The organism is Pseudoalteromonas sp. SaAl2, from assembly GCF_052947895.1.
Genome location: NZ_CM129605.1, coordinates 207,478 through 223,319, shown reverse-complemented (window position 1 = coordinate 223,319; position 15,842 = coordinate 207,478). Strand labels below are relative to the sequence as shown.

Sequence of the window (15,842 nt, the reverse complement as noted above, 5' to 3'; positions counted from 1 at the left end):
AAATTTTTTGAAGCGTTTAACCACCTAAGCGATTAAAGCGGATTGCAGTATAAAAAGTTTTTACTGGCTTGTCACTAGCAAAAAGCTTTATTTTAACAATCAACAAGCTGACTGCTTAAATTGTAATCGCAAAGCAGCTTTATTATTCATATTGACTATCTACTGTTTAAAATTTCCCTTTTACTGCTACACTTTTCATTTGCAGCTAAAAGGAGTTAACTATGCAAATAAAGCACCACGGAGCAGTAAACGGCGTAACAGGTTCTTGCCACGAGCTGATGGCATCTGAAAATACTTCAATATTAATCGATTGTGGGCTATTTCAAGAAGAAGATGCAGGTATTGATTTATCAATACAATTTGACGTATCAAATATAACGGCACTCATTGTTACCCACTGCCATATTGACCATGTTGGCCGTATTCCATACTTATTCGCAGCTGGCTTTACAGGGCCTATTTATACCTCTATAGCATCGGCGAGCTTGCTACCCTTAGTTATTAAAGATGCGCTTAAAGTTGGCGTAACCCGCGACGAAAATATTATTAACACATGCTTAAATCTACTTAATAAGCGGATAGTTGCCGTAGAGTTCGGCCACTGGTTTACACTACCTACTAATGATCAAGCTCCGCTCAAAGCGCGTCTACAACGAGCAGGACATATTTTAGGCTCCGCTTATGTTGAAATAGATATAGCTGATAGAAAAAATAAACACCGAGTGGTATTTTCTGGTGATTTAGGCGCCCCATACACGCCATTATTACCGGCTCCAAAACCGCTCTACAAAGCTGATACTTTAGTGATCGAATCAACCTACGGCGATAAAAATCATCAAGGCCGTAAACAGCGCACAAAAACGCTCAAAAAAGTAATTGAAACAGCAGTCGCAGATAACGGTATCGTACTTATACCGGCGTTTAGCATAGGCAGAACACAAGAGTTATTGTATGAGCTCGAGCAGCTAATTCACAGCTCAAGTAAGCAATCACCTTGGCGAACCATAGAAGTCATTGTTGACTCTCCTATGGCTGCAAATTTTACCCAGCAATATCGTCAATTTAAAAGCCTGTGGGATACCGAAGCCAAAAAGCGTTTAGCAAAAGGCCGCCACCCACTTAACTTTGAAAGCTTACATACAATCGACAGTCATAAAGAACATATGGCAGTGATCAATTATTTAAGCCAACGAAAAAAACCCGCGATCATACTTGCAGCAAGCGGCATGTGCCAAGGTGGTAGAATCGTCAATTATCTTGAAAGGTTTCTGCCAGACAAAACCACTGATGTTATTTTTGTTGGCTATCAAGGTAGAGGAACATTAGGGAGAGAAATTCAAAAATACGGCCCTCGCGGCGGCTATGTATTTATCAATGCTCACAAAATAATAATTAATGCCAAAATTCACACCATCAGCGGCTACAGCGCCCATGCTGACCAAAACGGATTAGTAAAATTTGTAACCGGCATGCGCAAAAAACCAAAGCATATAAAACTTGTACATGGTGATGATAATGCAAAGCAGGTATTAGCACAAAAGTATCGTGAGGTTTTAGGGGAAGGGGTTGAAGTTGAAATTGGGGAATAGGCTTTAGATATTATATTGCAGAAGAGGAACTGCTATGAACTTTGAACAATTAGATGTATGGAAGCGTTCTGCACGCTTAAGTGCCGATATTTATAAATCAACGATTCGTTAAAAGGCTTAGGGCTTCAACAAAGTATAAATACAATTTGCACAAAGAGAAGTGAATGAGAAAAAATGAGAAGAGTAATGGGCTACAGGAGCCATGCTATAAATCGTAGGAGAGCGCTTTAGCGCCGATTAGCTTTAATACATAAGCTCAAACATCATCACGGCTGAAGCCTGTTCCCACAAAGATAAAGTCCACCTTTAACCTCATAAACCCAGCGCCTCTTAACCACTGTGAATAAATCACTTGAAAAGACTACTAACAACGAGCTACAGGCGGTGCGCTATCAATACACCTAGAACCTAGTAACGTTCTCTTCCCTAGAACCTTTAGTATCCTCATCAGCGCAGCGTCTCTTAACCTCTTTGTGAATAAATCACTTAAAATCAACGCGGCATACAGCCGCGTCAAAGCTAAACTTACACTGCTTTTAAGTGACTCTTTTCTTTTGGCTTAACTAACTCAGACACAAAATTTGTAAAGTCAGTTCCTAAGTTTTCATCCCGCATGCTGTATTCAACAATCGCTTTTAAATAACCTAGCTTATCACCACAATCGTGAGAGTTCCCGCTCATGTGAAACGCCTCAACCGTTTCTTTTTCCATTAGCATATCAATAGCATCGGTAAGTTGAACCTCACCACCTGCACCCACAGGGGTTTTAGCCAGTAATTGCCAAATAGCTTTAGATAGCACATAGCGACCAACAACCGCTAAATTAGACGGTGCATCCTCAGTGTTTGGCTTTTCTACCATAGTTTTGATTTTTGCACTTTCGCCCGCACCAATTACAGCACCATCAATATCAGCAATACCATATTTGCTCACATCTTGCTGTGCAACTGGCTCAAGCATAATTTGACTTGCTTTAACGTCATTAAAACGTTTGATCATTGCCGCTAAGTTTTCAGTTTTTTGGTCAGCTGTGTATGCATCTAAAATTACATCAGGCAATACAACCACAAAGTCGTCATCACCAACGATTGGTTTAGCACATAATATCGCATGGCCTAAGCCTTTAGCTTCGCCTTGGCGAACGCTCATAATAGTTACATCAACCGGGCAAATTGAGCGTACTTCTTCAAGTAAGGTGCGTTTAACACGCTTTTCAAGTGTTGCTTCTAGCTCGTAACTAGTATCAAAATGGTTTTCAATAGCATTTTTTGAGTTGTGCGTCACTAATACGATTTCTTTAATGCCTGCAGCAACACATTCATTAACGATATATTGAATAAGTGGTTTATCCACCAGTGGTAGCATTTCTTTTGGAATTGCTTTGGTCATTGGTAGCATACGAGTGCCAAGGCCAGCTACAGGGATTACAGCTTTCATTATTAGTCCTTTATTCAAGTTTTTATTAATTCAATTTAAGTTTAAATTATCAGTATGAAGATTTATAGGAAGTGAATGAGTTCTAGGTTCTAGTCAAATTATAAAACTATTTGCCCAATAAGAGTAAATAAAAACAATTTACTATCATAACAGGCCTAATAATACTTAAACCTACAACCATTCAACTTATATTTTTTACTAAGCGCTTTTATTTATTATAAAACTCTTTATACCACTCAATTAGTGCTTTCACGCCCTGTTCAACCCCTACTTCGGGTGTATATCCAGTCGCTTTAAATAAATCTTGGGTATCAGCATAGGTTTTGTACACATCACCAGCTTGCATTTCGCGGAAGTTCTTTTTAGCTTCTATGCTCAAAGCAGACTCAATCGACGAAATAAATTCCATTAAATTAATCGGGCTACCATGGCCAATATTATAAACTTTAAATGGCGCTGAGCTTGATGCTGGTGAGCCTGTTTCAACTTTCCATGAATCATTTCGCTCAGGCACAACTTCAGCAGCTCGTACTACTCCTTCAACAATATCGTCTATGTAAGTAAAATCACGCCACATATCGCCATTATTATTTATATCAATTGTATCCCCAGCCAGTATTTTTTTAGTGAAAATATACGGTGCCATATCTGGGCGACCCCACGGGCCATAAACAGTAAAAAAGCGTAAGCCAGTTGTTGGTAAGTTATATAAATGAGAATAGCTGTGCGCCATTAATTCATTAGCTTTTTTAGTTGCCGCATAAAATGATACTGGGTGATCAACACTATCCGTTGTTTCAAATGGTGTTTTTTCATTTAAACCATACACAGAGCTTGAAGAGGCATACACTAAATGCTGTACGTTATTATGGCGGCAGCCCTCTAGTACGTTTAAATGACCTACAAGATTAGAATCAGCGTAAGCATCAGGGTTCTCAATTGAGTAACGTACACCCGCTTGTGCAGCTAAATGAATAACGCGATCAAATTGCTCACTTGCAAAAAGCTCAGTCATTGCTGGACGTTCAGCGATATCCATTTTAATAAAGGTAAATTCAGGATGGTCTTTAAACTGATTTAAGCGAGCCAATTTTAAATTTACATCATAATAGTCATTTAAATTATCAATACCCACAACAGTATGGTTTGCTGCTAATAGTTTTAAGCAAGTTGCTGCGCCAATAAAACCAGCGGCACCGGTTACTAAGTACTTCATGTTAATCCTTTTAAATTTTAGGTTCTAGGTTCTAGGTTCTAGGTTCTAGGTTCTAGGTTCTAGGTTCTAGGTTCTAGGTTCTAGGTTCTAGGTTCTAGGTTCTAGGTTCTAGGTTCTAGGTTCTACAAATTATAAAATATGACACAATGAAAGCTACGAGCCACGAGCTAAAAAGACTTCTAAATCCTAGCACCTTTATATCGTAAGAGAGCGCTTTAGCGCCGATTGGTTTGGAGCACATAACTAAAAAACAATCACGGCTAAAGCCTGTTCCCACAAAAGCTAGACACCTAGCCCCTTTGCTCTTTCACTTTCCGTCTTTAATCTTTTCCTCTGTGATCTCAGTGTTCTCTGTGGTGAATAAATCACTTAAAACAATTTTACCACCGAGGGCACCGAGGCGCTTCGCTACACCGAGAAGAAATGCCACGAGCAGTGGGTAACAACTGGCGAGCTATGAATACACCTAGCGCCTAATCACTACCAAATAAGTCGCGTGTATACACTTTATCAGCAACATCGCTAAGCTCTTCAGCCATACGGTTTGATACGATCACATCAGCAAGCTGTTTAAATTCATTAAGATCTTTCATTACGCGAGAGTTAAAAAATGCATCTTCTTGTAACGCAGGTTCATAAATAACCACTTCAATACCTTTCGCTTTTATGCGCTTCATAATTCCTTGAATTGCAGAGGCTCTAAAATTATCAGAGCCCGTTTTCATTACTAAACGGTATACACCCACTACTTTAGGGTTGCGATTAATAATTGAATCAGCAATAAAGTCTTTACGAGTAGTATTAGCATCAACTATTGCGCCAATCATATTATTAGGTACATCTTTATAGTTAGCTAATAATTGCTTGGTGTCTTTAGGTAAGCAATAACCACCATAACCAAATGATGGATTATTATAATGATTGCCAATACGTGGGTCTAAACTAACACCTTGTATAATTTGCTTTGCATTTAAGCCATGGCTTTCAGCGTAGCTATCAAGTTCATTAAAATAAGCTACCCGCATAGCAAGGTAAGTATTAGAGAATAGCTTAATGGCCTCAGCTTCGGTTGAGTCAGTAAACAAAATCTCAATATCTTGCTTTATTGCACCTTGAGCAAGTAAATTGGCAAACGTTTGCGCACGCTCACTTTGCTCACCTACAATAATGCGAGATGGATACAAATTATCATGCAATGCTTTACCTTCACGTAAAAACTCTGGCGAAAATATGATATTGTCAGTGCCAAACTTTTCTTTAACCGATTGAGTGTAACCAACTGGCACTGTCGATTTAATCACCATAGTGGCCGTAGGGTTTATTTTTATTACATCTTTAATAACCGACTCAACACTATTGGTATTAAAATAGTTGGTTTCTGGATCGTAATCGGTAGGTGTAGCAATAATAACAAATTCAGCGCCAACTAATGCTGACTCTTTGTTAGTTGTAGCGGTAAAATTAAGCTGTTTATTTTGTAAAAAGTCACTAATTTCAACATCTACAATAGGAGACTGCTTACTTTTTAAAAGAGCAACTTTTTGCTCATCTATATCTAACGCAACAACTTTATTATTTTGCGCAAGTAACATGGCGTTAGAGAGGCCTACATAGCCAGTACCAACCACTGCTATTTTCATTTCTTGATTCCTTTAATTTCTATATTTTGCTTCCTAGCACTGAGCGATCATTCTCAGAACCACAGCTATTTATTTAGTAACAGTAATTTGCACAAAGAGAAGACAATGAGGGTAAATGAGAAGACATAAATCTTATTATTTTCCTCTTAAGCCCAGCGTCTCTTTACCTCTTTGTGAATAATCACTTTAAAACATCTATTTGCACCAAGAGAAGTAAGGCACGGGCTGTGGGCTATGAAAAACCTTTAACCTAGCTCCTAGTCACTTTCCTAACACCTATTCATTTCTATTTAACCTTTCGCCTAGCACCTTTACTCTTTAACTCTTAATATTCACTACTTTTTGCTTACCGTCATCTGGTAATAGCTTTTTAGCATTCCATACCAAATCACAAATACCGTCAGTTGGGTTAAAACCTGTTGGTGCGTCTAATAATAACTGGCGAATGGTTTCATGGTCAAAATTATGACAAGCAATATCAAGCGCCTCTAAAAACACATTTAGCTCAGCAAACGGTAACATTACTTCGCTTGCGGTCATGATGCGCTCATGAGTTGTTTCACCCACGTTATCGCCAATAAGTAACTCTTCATATAGTTTTTCACCAGGGCGAAGGCCGGTGCACTTTATTACAATATCACCATGGGGGTTGTTTTCATCTTTAATTTCAAAACCAGATAGGCGCACCATTTTTGATGCTAAATCTTTTATTTTAACCGATTCGCCCATATCGAGCACAAATACATCACCACCTTTACCCATTGACCCTGCTTGAATAACAAGCTGTGCCGCTTCAGGTATGGTCATAAAAAAACGGGTGATGTCTGGGTGAGTTAGCGTTATTGGCCCGCCTTCTTGTATTTGCCTTCTGAATAAAGGCACAACCGAGCCAGATGAGCCCAACACATTACCAAAACGTACCATACAAAAACGAGTTCGGTGTTTAATACCTTTCTTTTGTGCGAGGCCTTGTAATACAAGCTCAGCCATACGCTTAGTAGCGCCCATAACATTAGTTGGGCGTACCGCTTTGTCGGTAGATATTAATACAAAGGTTTCAACCCCGGCATTAACCGCCGCTTTTGCAGCATAGTATGTACCAAACACATTATTACGCACGCCCTCTACCACATTATGCTCAACTAATGGCACATGTTTATATGCTGCGGCGTGATAAACGGTTTGCACACCAAAGGCAATCATTACAGTTTCAATCCGGTTTATACGCTGAACCGACCCCATAATAGGCACCAACTCTATATCAAGCTGATTACTAACAATAAACTCGTTGAGCTCTTTTTCGATTGAGTATAAACCAAACTCTGAGATTTCAAACAACACTAGTTTACTTGGCTTTTGTTTAACTATTTGCCTACAAAGCTCTGAGCCTATAGACCCGCCAGCGCCAGTTACCATTACTATTTTATCAGCAATATTCGCTTTCATTAGCTCGGGCTTTGGCGTAACAGGGTCACGGCCTAGTAAATCTTCAATTTCGACATCTCTAAATTCAGATAGCTTAGCTTTACCCTCAACTACATCTGCCATACCGGGGATTGAGAGTACTTTAATGCTGAGCGGTTCAAGTTGGGCTAACACCTCTTTACGACGTGAGCGACTGGCACTAGGTAATGCCAACAGCACTTTAGTCGCTTTACCTTTATTAATTAACTCGTAAATGCCTTTAAAACTAATTACTGGTACACCTTGTACTATTGAGCCTTGCTTTGTTTCATCATCATCTATAAATGCGCGTACATAATACTCAGGTCCTGCACCCAAAGCTGTAGCAAGTTGGCGACCTGCAGAGCCTGCACCATAAATAATAACCGACTCTTTATTAACCGTAGCCATTCTACCGATCATGGCACGCACTAAAATACGTGAGCCACCCACAGTTAATAAACATAACCAAGCAAATATAAATGGCATTGTTCGAGGAATAGTTATACCAACAAAAAACGAAAGCAGCACTAAGGCAATTGTGGTAATAAAAGTACCTAGTACAATGGCCCACAAAGCTTGTGAGTTCATATACCTAAGTACCGCCCTGTACAAGCCTAAACAAATAAATGCGTATAAACCTGTAGGTATAAGTATTGCGAGTAGCAACCAATTACCTATTTCATAAAAAGGCGCTAAGCTATCTAAGCGCACAATTAAAGCCAACCAAAAAGCAGCCGCAATAAACAGGGAGTCAATAAATAAGGTAATAGCGCGTTTTTTAGCCCGCGGAGCATTTAAAATAGACCGGATAAAACTATCCACAACAAGTTCCTTTTTTTGTACCGTTGATTCAAAATTAAAAAACTATTCTAGCTCTTTAATTGTTAAAATTTTATGAATTATAGCTTATAAAAAGCGGGGGGGCTATCAGCTATCAGCTATCAGCTATCAGCTATCAGCTATCAGCTATCAGCTATCAGCTATCAGCTATCAGCTATCAGCTATCAGCTATCAGCTATCAGCTATCAGCTATCAGCTATCAGCTATCAGCTATCAGCTATCAGCTATCAAATTTTATTTTTGCCTTGAGGGCTGTCAACATTTTTGATAACTCAATGGTTTCATTTATCCACTGGGCGCCTATATTTTTATCTATATAACTAATGTCTATACCAATATAAATCTGTGTTCTAGCTTCCGCTAAAGAAGATCTAGATATGTCTAAAAATCTAAGCCGCTCTTTATTGCTTTCACGAGTCATCCCCTCCGCTATATTACTAGGCACTGATAGGCTGGAGCGTGTTAATTGATCCCTAAAACCAAAATCTTTAAGGTATGCTGTCTTTTTATATACATCAGCACTCAATCGTGCGGCGCGCTTCCATACTTCTAACTTTTCGAAATTCATTACTTGCTCTTTTTAAAGTGTTTTAAAACCTTATAGGTACAAAACAATTAAAAAGCAAATAACCTCTGTGATCTGACGGCTGACGGCTGACGGCTCGAAACTTAGCTCTTCCCTAGAATCTTTTACTTAACCCGATCCCCACTACCACTGCCGGTTACTGTCATTAATATATATTTAAAATAGTTACCAATGGTAAGCGTATCTATCATTTCACGGTCTGTTTTAGCAAGTAACTCAGGAGTAGACATATCAATTTCGTTAACTTGGGCAAGCCCGGTGATGCCAGGGCGCACAGCAAATACCTTTTTAGCATCACGCGCAGCTGTTAATTCTTCTTGATTAAATAAACCTGGGCGAGGGCCAACTAAGCTCATTTCACCTTTTAGTACATTCCAAAGTTGTGGTAGTTCATCTAGCTTTGTTTTACGTAAAAAACCACCGAAAGGAGTTATTGATGCAGTGCTTGCCAGGTGGCTAGCGACAGATGCAGTATCAACTGTCATTGTTCTAAATTTTACAAGAGTGAATGGTTTTTTATCACGGCCAACTCGCTCTTGAGTAAAGATAGGTGAGCCTGTGTCAAACAAACCAATAATGTATAAAATCACTAAAAATGGTAAGGCAAATAATAAACCAAATAGTGAAAACAAAAAGTCGAGTAAACGTATCATTTATAAATCCATTAATTATTTTTTTGAGGTTTTTTAGCAGCTAGTTTGAAACCGTGTTCAACTGAATAAGGCGGAGCCCAATCAAGGGTATTTTTTGTATGAGTAATATCTAATTGAAGAGAGCCGGTTAGCCTGTCAATGACATCGTTTTTATTAAGTAATTTACCAGCTAATTTAAAGCACCAAACAGGCACTGGTAATGCCAAGTTTTTCTTACCTTGTACTTTAGCCATTAATGCAACCATTTCAGATGTTGATAAGTCATGATCGTCACTTGCTAAAAACACTTGATTAGCTGCTTTAGGGTGCTCAATACATACTTTAATTAAATCAGCCAAGTTATAAACTGATACTAAACTACGCTTGTTGCTTTGTATTGCTCTAAACGGTAATGGTAAACCTTTACCTGTAAAACGCATTAATGATGCAAAATTTGCTTTAACACCTTCACCATAAACAAGTGGTGGGCGTATAATCACAATTTCCATACCTGTTTGCTGACCTAATTCTAGCAAGGCAATTTCAGCCTCACTTTTAGATATACCATATGGATCTTCAGGTTGGCGTACATCGCTGTACTTATAAGGTGAGCCTGGTTTAGTCCTCTCGCCGTTAACTTTTATTGAACTTAGGAATATAAAACGCTTAACACCGGCTTCTGCAGATTGACGAGCAAGGTTGAGTGGTTTCCTTGCGTATTAATAGCACGAAACTCTTTTAAAGGATCTATTGAGCAATCATCCATAATATGAACTCTTGCAGCACAATGAATCACAACTTGAACATCGACAAGAGCTTTGCCATAAGAGGCGTGCTCATCTATATTATGATGATAGACAGCGCTTATTTGAGAGTTTTTACGACCTAATAAATTTAATTGATATTTATCTTTTAAGACTTTAAGCAGATTACTGCCTACAAAACCGCTAAACCCAGTAATTAGAATCTTATTTTTCAAAAAATTTCCTCAATCTATTAACTGAGTGACGACTAAGAAACCATAATGATTTGATTATCGATAATTTCTCACTATACCTATAAATCTTGAACATATTGATTAATTTTTTAAGTTTAAAGCTCGAAAGCGAGTCTTTACTAACAGTATAATAAGCATCACATTCGGGACTACGATATGCAACAATACCTAATCGAGTTATTTTAAGCCAAAGCGACCAATCTTGGCCTTGTCTAATATCTGACATATACAATTTCCCCAAGGAATCTTGATTATATACAGCAGTTAAACAACCAATCGAGCAGTTGATAAGTAATTCATTATAATGAACAGTGTGTGGCGTTACTACTAGCTCTTTTAGTCCTTCACCTGTGACTTTAAAATAATCACTATATGAAAAATCACATCTTGTGCGTTCCATAAAGCTTATTTGATTTTCAAGTTTTTTACTTCCCCATAAATCATCAGCATCTAAAAAGGCTATATATTTCCCTTTAGCAATTGCAATACCTGCATTTCTTGCTTTACCAGCCCCAGCATTACTTTGCTTTAAAATAATTACATTAGGATATACTTTGGCTAATTCATCCAATATAGCAACAGATGAATCACTTGATCCATCGTCTATTAAAATATGTTCTAAAACCTGTACAGTCTGTTGTTGTACACACTCCACAACCCTTTTAATATATTTTTCAGAATTATATACAGGAGTTATAACTGTAGTTAAATTTACAACGCTGTTCATATTATTCCTTTAAACTTATACTTTGGTAAAAAAACATATTTTCAAACATCCTTAAAAATGCAAACGAATAAATTAACAACAACAGGTTTAGAGACTAAAAACCTATCTAACTTTAATTTTAGGAATCTAAACACAAGAAAAACAGACCACTTATTACACATCACTATTGCCAAATATTATTTTATTGCTTTTGCGCTATTAAAACACACACAACTAATAAAAAACTCATTATTAGTTACTATATAATAGAGTACTCTTTCATGGTAACTTTCACATTATCTTCATGAAAAGCCAATGAGTCATTCAAGCAAGCTTCAACCAACTTCTCATATTCATACTCCGGTATATTTTGTAGACTCTTTAATATATTAACTAATTCATCTATACTTCTACTTTTATATAAAAAACCATTTTTTTTCATGGTTAACTATTTCATTGTTATAGCGCCAATCACTTGCTATTACAGGAACTCCAGCAGAAAAAGCATCTACCAGACACCCGGGGAAACCCTCACCTTCATAATATGTTGGAAATAAAAAGAAATCATAATTCAGTAGTTTCTCTTGCACTACATCTGGAGAAACAAAACCCATATAGTTTATCGTTAAGTTATTTGTTAATGATGAATTTAAGGTAGAATAAAACTCATCATTAAAATCATCATTTATCCCGCCATAGATATCAAAAATAAATTTTTCATTTTTATAAATCAAAGCAGTTTCATATAAAGCCCTCATTGCATCAAGACACCCTTTAGCTTTTATAACGCGACTCATATAAACAAACTTTGTTTCGCCCCTTCTATCGCATTTCATTCTCATTACGGATTGATGAGATAATTTACTAAAACGTTTAAAGTTTGGTAACACCTTGCTAGACACACCTATACTTTTAAGCTTCTCTCGCATATTTTTTGTTTCAACAAACAATTCGAACTGCTTTGCAACAGAGTTTTTTATCACCTTACTAGTGCCATCTAAAAACTCAGGTAACCACCCCCCTATAACAATATATTTAGCTTCTTTATTAAGTATGTAAAATAAAACAGCCAATATAGGCAAAGCACGTTGAGCGGGCAAAACCACGAATTTTTTATATCTAATTATTGTATAAATTAAACTTAAAATTTTAAGGGGAGAGCTCAATAACGAATATGTATTAAAAGATAAAACATCCTCTTTTGATTCTTCTTGCAGCAACTTAAATATCACATTTGTTTTAATTGTCTGTCCACAATTCCCTTTCCCATGCTCACCAAAATTGCCAATTACTACTTGTTTTCTATTCATATTTCACCAAAACCATTCACTATACAAAAAAATCTAAATATAACTTTGTATACGCTTAAGCTTTTATAGTATTAAAAATAAAGCCTAAGCACTTATTAACAAAAATATCACAACCACCAGAACACCTAGATTAAGGAAAAATATTTAGATAATGTAAGCTTGTGTAACAACAATATTTAATAAGAGTACTTTAAGGCAGTCGAAACAAAACATCATCCCATTTACGTATCACCCCATTATTATAAAATCGCTCTGCTGTTTTTTTTTATATTAACTTCATTATATTTATCTTTATTATCGAGAACTTTTTTTAATCCTATAGCGAGACCTTCTACGCTATTTGATTTAACTAACTCACCATTAACACCTGGAATAACTATTTCACTGGGACCACTTACACAATCATAAGACACAACAGGAGTACCCAACGTAATTGATTCAATAAGTACATTAGGAAACCCCTCATATAATGAGGTTAACACCGTTGCTCTTGCATTACAGTAATAAGGAATAATATTATTATTAAAACTTTCAAAGCAAATCCTTTCTGTCAACCCTAAGCTTTCAGCTTCACTCATCAATTCAGGTAACAAACTTCCTTCCCCTACAATCTTTAAAATAAGCGCTGGATATTCATCACTAATTAAAGCAAACCCTTGTATAATACGATGAAATGCTTTTTGCTTTTCTAGCCTGCCCACACATAATAGGTATTCGCCATTAACATGTTTTTTTTCAGCTACATCAATCGCAAATCGCTCAAATTCCTTACTCACAGGATTGTAAATAACAGATGTTTTTTTATTTAACTTAGGTAATACTCGAAGTAAATCATCTTCCATGGCTTTACATTGATTCACAACATGGTCTACTTGGCTATACAATCTAATTGTTAAGCGTGAAAGTAATTTGGCGCGGAGTGAGCTTGATGTATCTTTTACTTTATTTGACAGAGAGTTTACATTACGGGATATCAAGCTAAATTTAATAAAAAACATTTTTCTTATCAAAATTAAAACAAGTGATACATCATAATTAAATGCAATCACTTTCTTTACATTATTTGCTTTAAAGTACCTGTATACAGGTAGTATAGAATGCCTAATATGATTGACATTCAAAACAACATATTTTACATTGCTATTAAGTTTATCTTCATAAACTGCGTTATGATTATTCAGAACTAACAGTGTAACATTCCAACCAAGCTGAGAGAGCCCATTAGCTAAATTAACACATACTTTCTCAGCTCCGCCTCCTGCCAAAGACGAGATAAAAAAGGTGATATTTTTATTTTTTTGTGTCATGTTTAATCACCCCCTTGCATCTAGTTGCCATAAACTTCCCATCCATCCGTCATAAAACTTAGAAGTAAAAGGAGAAGAACCTGAACCAGGGGCAAAAGTGATCTCACCAAAATATATTTCACCATCAATGTTATACAAATCGACCCTTGCGTAAGAGAAAGGCTCGGCTAAGGTCTTTACTATTTCAAGCATACGCTCATAATTATTGGGCTTAGTTATTGATGTAGTAATAGAATAATATTTAATTGAAAACGGTAACCAATTTAATTTCTCATCAAAAAAGAGCGATTATGGAAAGTATTTCTATCAAAATCTATATGTAAAATAGTTTTCATACTGCCGTCAAGTTGCTTAAACACATGAAACTTATAATCCTTGAGGTCTGTATCACCATCTTCTGGCATTAAACGTTTTTCAACTAAAACTTTACGTTCTATTTCACTGTACCAAGGTTCATCCTTCAAGAAGCCATAGTCAATATTTAGTTGTTTATTAACATTCTCACAAATATTGCTAAGTTGCTCAGGCGTATGCTCAGATTTTGCAATAAAAACAGGGCCTGAGTTATGGTTTGCTTTAACTAAAACATCACCATGTTTATTAATGATATTTTGTAATTCATCAACACCAATATGAGTTCCTTCAAAGTAGTTATCAATTACAATATCAGAAAAACCATTTTCAGCTAAATAACCTTTAACTGCTAATTTATCAGAACAAACCGAAAAAAGCGGATTGCTAGGGCTAGATTTTCTAAGGTTTACTTTTTCGTTATAAGTTACTGGGTTACTTAATGATAAAAAATATCCATTATTTTTATAAAAGCTCCAATAAAACCAGATACGCCTCAATATGGTTGAATTACGATATAAACAACTTCTAACTTTTTTGTATAACTTCAAAATTCACTTCCTAATTTTTCACTCGCAAAAATCACGTTAATTTGGCAATCACTTATAAGATAAACAGGCTTAAAACAGTATATTTAAATATGGAAATACTCCACCGGATCCTGTACTTATCTCTCGGAAAAACAATATGTAAGCAAATAAAACAACAAGCATTGATGCTACTAGCTTTTCATTCATAAACGTTAAGCTCCTTAAATAATAAGGATAGAAAAACACCTGATATATAGAAAAATACATTATGGCTCTATCGCCAAAAGGCATTCTCATAGTCACGTTTAAAAGTATCAAAAATAAAAAATACAATTTATACTCAATTGTTACCTTGGGTGTTGTAAGAGTAATAAATACGAAAAAACAATTGAATATTAATAAAAAAGCGAAATTACCAAGTACATTACCAATTTCATACCTCGCTAAATATTTAGCATAAGACGTATAACCGATTAACTTTAGTACAATATCAGTACCAACAATACCAATAAACATAGCCATAAAAACATAAGCAATTAAAATAGTCTTATTCGTTGGCACCCTATTAACAGCTAATAGTATTAAAGCTATTAAAGCCGAAACATGAAAAAGAGAAGCAAATAAAACAAAAGAGATAAATAGTAACTTTTTATTTTTTAATAAAAAGGCAACACCAAATAGTACTATAACCAAGCTAACTGACTGCCTTGTTATGTTCCATGCTACAAAATAAAAATATAAAAGGTAGTACAATGAGATAGTTAACATGGGGTTAGGGCTATATTTTTTAGCAAAAACAAATAATGGAACCAGTATTATTAGACTAGAAAGCACCATCAAATAACGGTAATCTCCCCAAATAAATGCTACAATATCATTTAGTAATATCCATGCAGGTTCTATGTAATCTCGCTGCCAGCCATGATTTTCAATAATGTGATATAGATTTAAATAATTTAATGTATCTGTACCGACACTTGTTTCACGAAAAGCTGAAAGTATAAATAAAACGAAAAAACTAACGACCAAACAAGCTGTTTGTCGCTTTACTGGAAGCAAAGCCCCAAGTAAAAACAAAAATGATAGTACATAAAAATACAGCACCAATTAAACCTCTATAAACATTATATTAACCATCTCTCACACAAGATATTTCTTTCATGTAAATCAACCTTGATTTTTAAATTATATGCGTTAAAAAGTTCTGATTTATACAGGTTAAAATAAAAACATGCTAAATAAAAAATAGTTGTTA

General features: G+C 36.0%; 11 protein-coding genes and 2 pseudogenes. 1 reads left to right on the top strand and 12 read right to left on the bottom strand.

The genetic code is table 11. The annotated features are described in order from the left end of the window. Positions 1-221: 221 nt before the first annotated feature. On the top strand, positions 222-1,589 hold the full coding sequence (locus ACU8V8_RS01040) for an MBL fold metallo-hydrolase RNA specificity domain-containing protein (protein ID WP_446888541.1): 1,368 nt from the start codon (positions 222-224) through the stop codon (positions 1,587-1,589). 525 nt (positions 1,590-2,114) lie between these two features. Here ACU8V8_RS01040 and galU read toward each other — a convergent pair. The 12 genes and pseudogenes from galU to ACU8V8_RS00980 all read right to left on the bottom strand — a co-directional run bounded on the left by galU (position 2,115) and on the right by ACU8V8_RS00980 (position 15,691). Continuing rightward, on the bottom strand, positions 2,115-3,026 hold the full coding sequence (gene galU, locus ACU8V8_RS01035; RefSeq protein ID WP_446888540.1) for a UTP--glucose-1-phosphate uridylyltransferase GalU: 912 nt from the start codon (positions 3,024-3,026) through the stop codon (positions 2,115-2,117). Positions 3,027-3,234: 208 nt separating this feature from the next. Beyond that, positions 3,235-4,242, bottom strand: a complete 1,008-nt coding sequence (locus tag ACU8V8_RS01030) for an NAD-dependent epimerase (protein WP_446888539.1) — start codon at positions 4,240-4,242, stop codon at positions 3,235-3,237. A 473-nt stretch (positions 4,243-4,715) separates the two neighbouring features. After that, on the bottom strand, positions 4,716-5,882 hold the full coding sequence (locus ACU8V8_RS01025) for a nucleotide sugar dehydrogenase (RefSeq protein ID WP_446888538.1): 1,167 nt from the start codon (positions 5,880-5,882) through the stop codon (positions 4,716-4,718). A gap of 318 nt (positions 5,883-6,200) precedes the next feature. Further along, the gene (locus tag ACU8V8_RS01020) at positions 6,201-8,150 is read right to left on the bottom strand and encodes a polysaccharide biosynthesis protein (RefSeq protein WP_446888537.1); all 1,950 of its coding nucleotides are present in this window, start codon (positions 8,148-8,150) and stop codon (positions 6,201-6,203) included. 238 nt (positions 8,151-8,388) lie between these two features. Then, positions 8,389-8,736 (bottom strand): four helix bundle protein, encoded by a 348-nt coding sequence (locus tag ACU8V8_RS01015; RefSeq protein WP_446888536.1) that lies wholly within the window; start codon positions 8,734-8,736, stop codon positions 8,389-8,391. 122 nt (positions 8,737-8,858) lie between these two features. Continuing rightward, positions 8,859-9,407 carry a sugar transferase gene (locus ACU8V8_RS01010; RefSeq protein WP_446888535.1) on the bottom strand — a complete coding sequence of 183 codons (549 nt, stop codon included), beginning with the start codon at positions 9,405-9,407 and terminating at the stop codon, positions 8,859-8,861. An 11-nt stretch (positions 9,408-9,418) separates the two neighbouring features. After that, positions 9,419-10,365: pseudogene (locus ACU8V8_RS01005) on the bottom strand (UDP-glucose 4-epimerase family protein). Then, on the bottom strand, positions 10,355-11,110 hold the full coding sequence (locus tag ACU8V8_RS01000) for a glycosyltransferase family 2 protein (protein WP_446888534.1): 756 nt from the start codon (positions 11,108-11,110) through the stop codon (positions 10,355-10,357). Before ACU8V8_RS01000 ends, ACU8V8_RS01005 begins: the two are co-directional and overlap by 11 nt. A 395-nt stretch (positions 11,111-11,505) precedes the next feature. Beyond that, positions 11,506-12,399, bottom strand: a complete 894-nt coding sequence (locus ACU8V8_RS00995) for a glycosyltransferase (RefSeq protein WP_446888533.1) — start codon at positions 12,397-12,399, stop codon at positions 11,506-11,508. Positions 12,400-12,638: 239 nt separating this feature from the next. Then, a complete protein-coding gene (locus ACU8V8_RS00990) occupies positions 12,639-13,706 on the bottom strand; it encodes a glycosyltransferase (protein WP_446888532.1) in 1,068 nt (355 codons plus the stop codon). A gap of 6 nt (positions 13,707-13,712) precedes the next feature. Then, positions 13,713-14,557, bottom strand: a pseudogene (locus ACU8V8_RS00985) (ATP-grasp fold amidoligase family protein). 120 nt (positions 14,558-14,677) lie between these two features. Then, positions 14,678-15,691, bottom strand: a complete 1,014-nt coding sequence (locus ACU8V8_RS00980) for an EpsG family protein (RefSeq protein ID WP_446888531.1) — start codon at positions 15,689-15,691, stop codon at positions 14,678-14,680. Between the last annotated feature and the right edge of the window lie 151 nt (positions 15,692-15,842).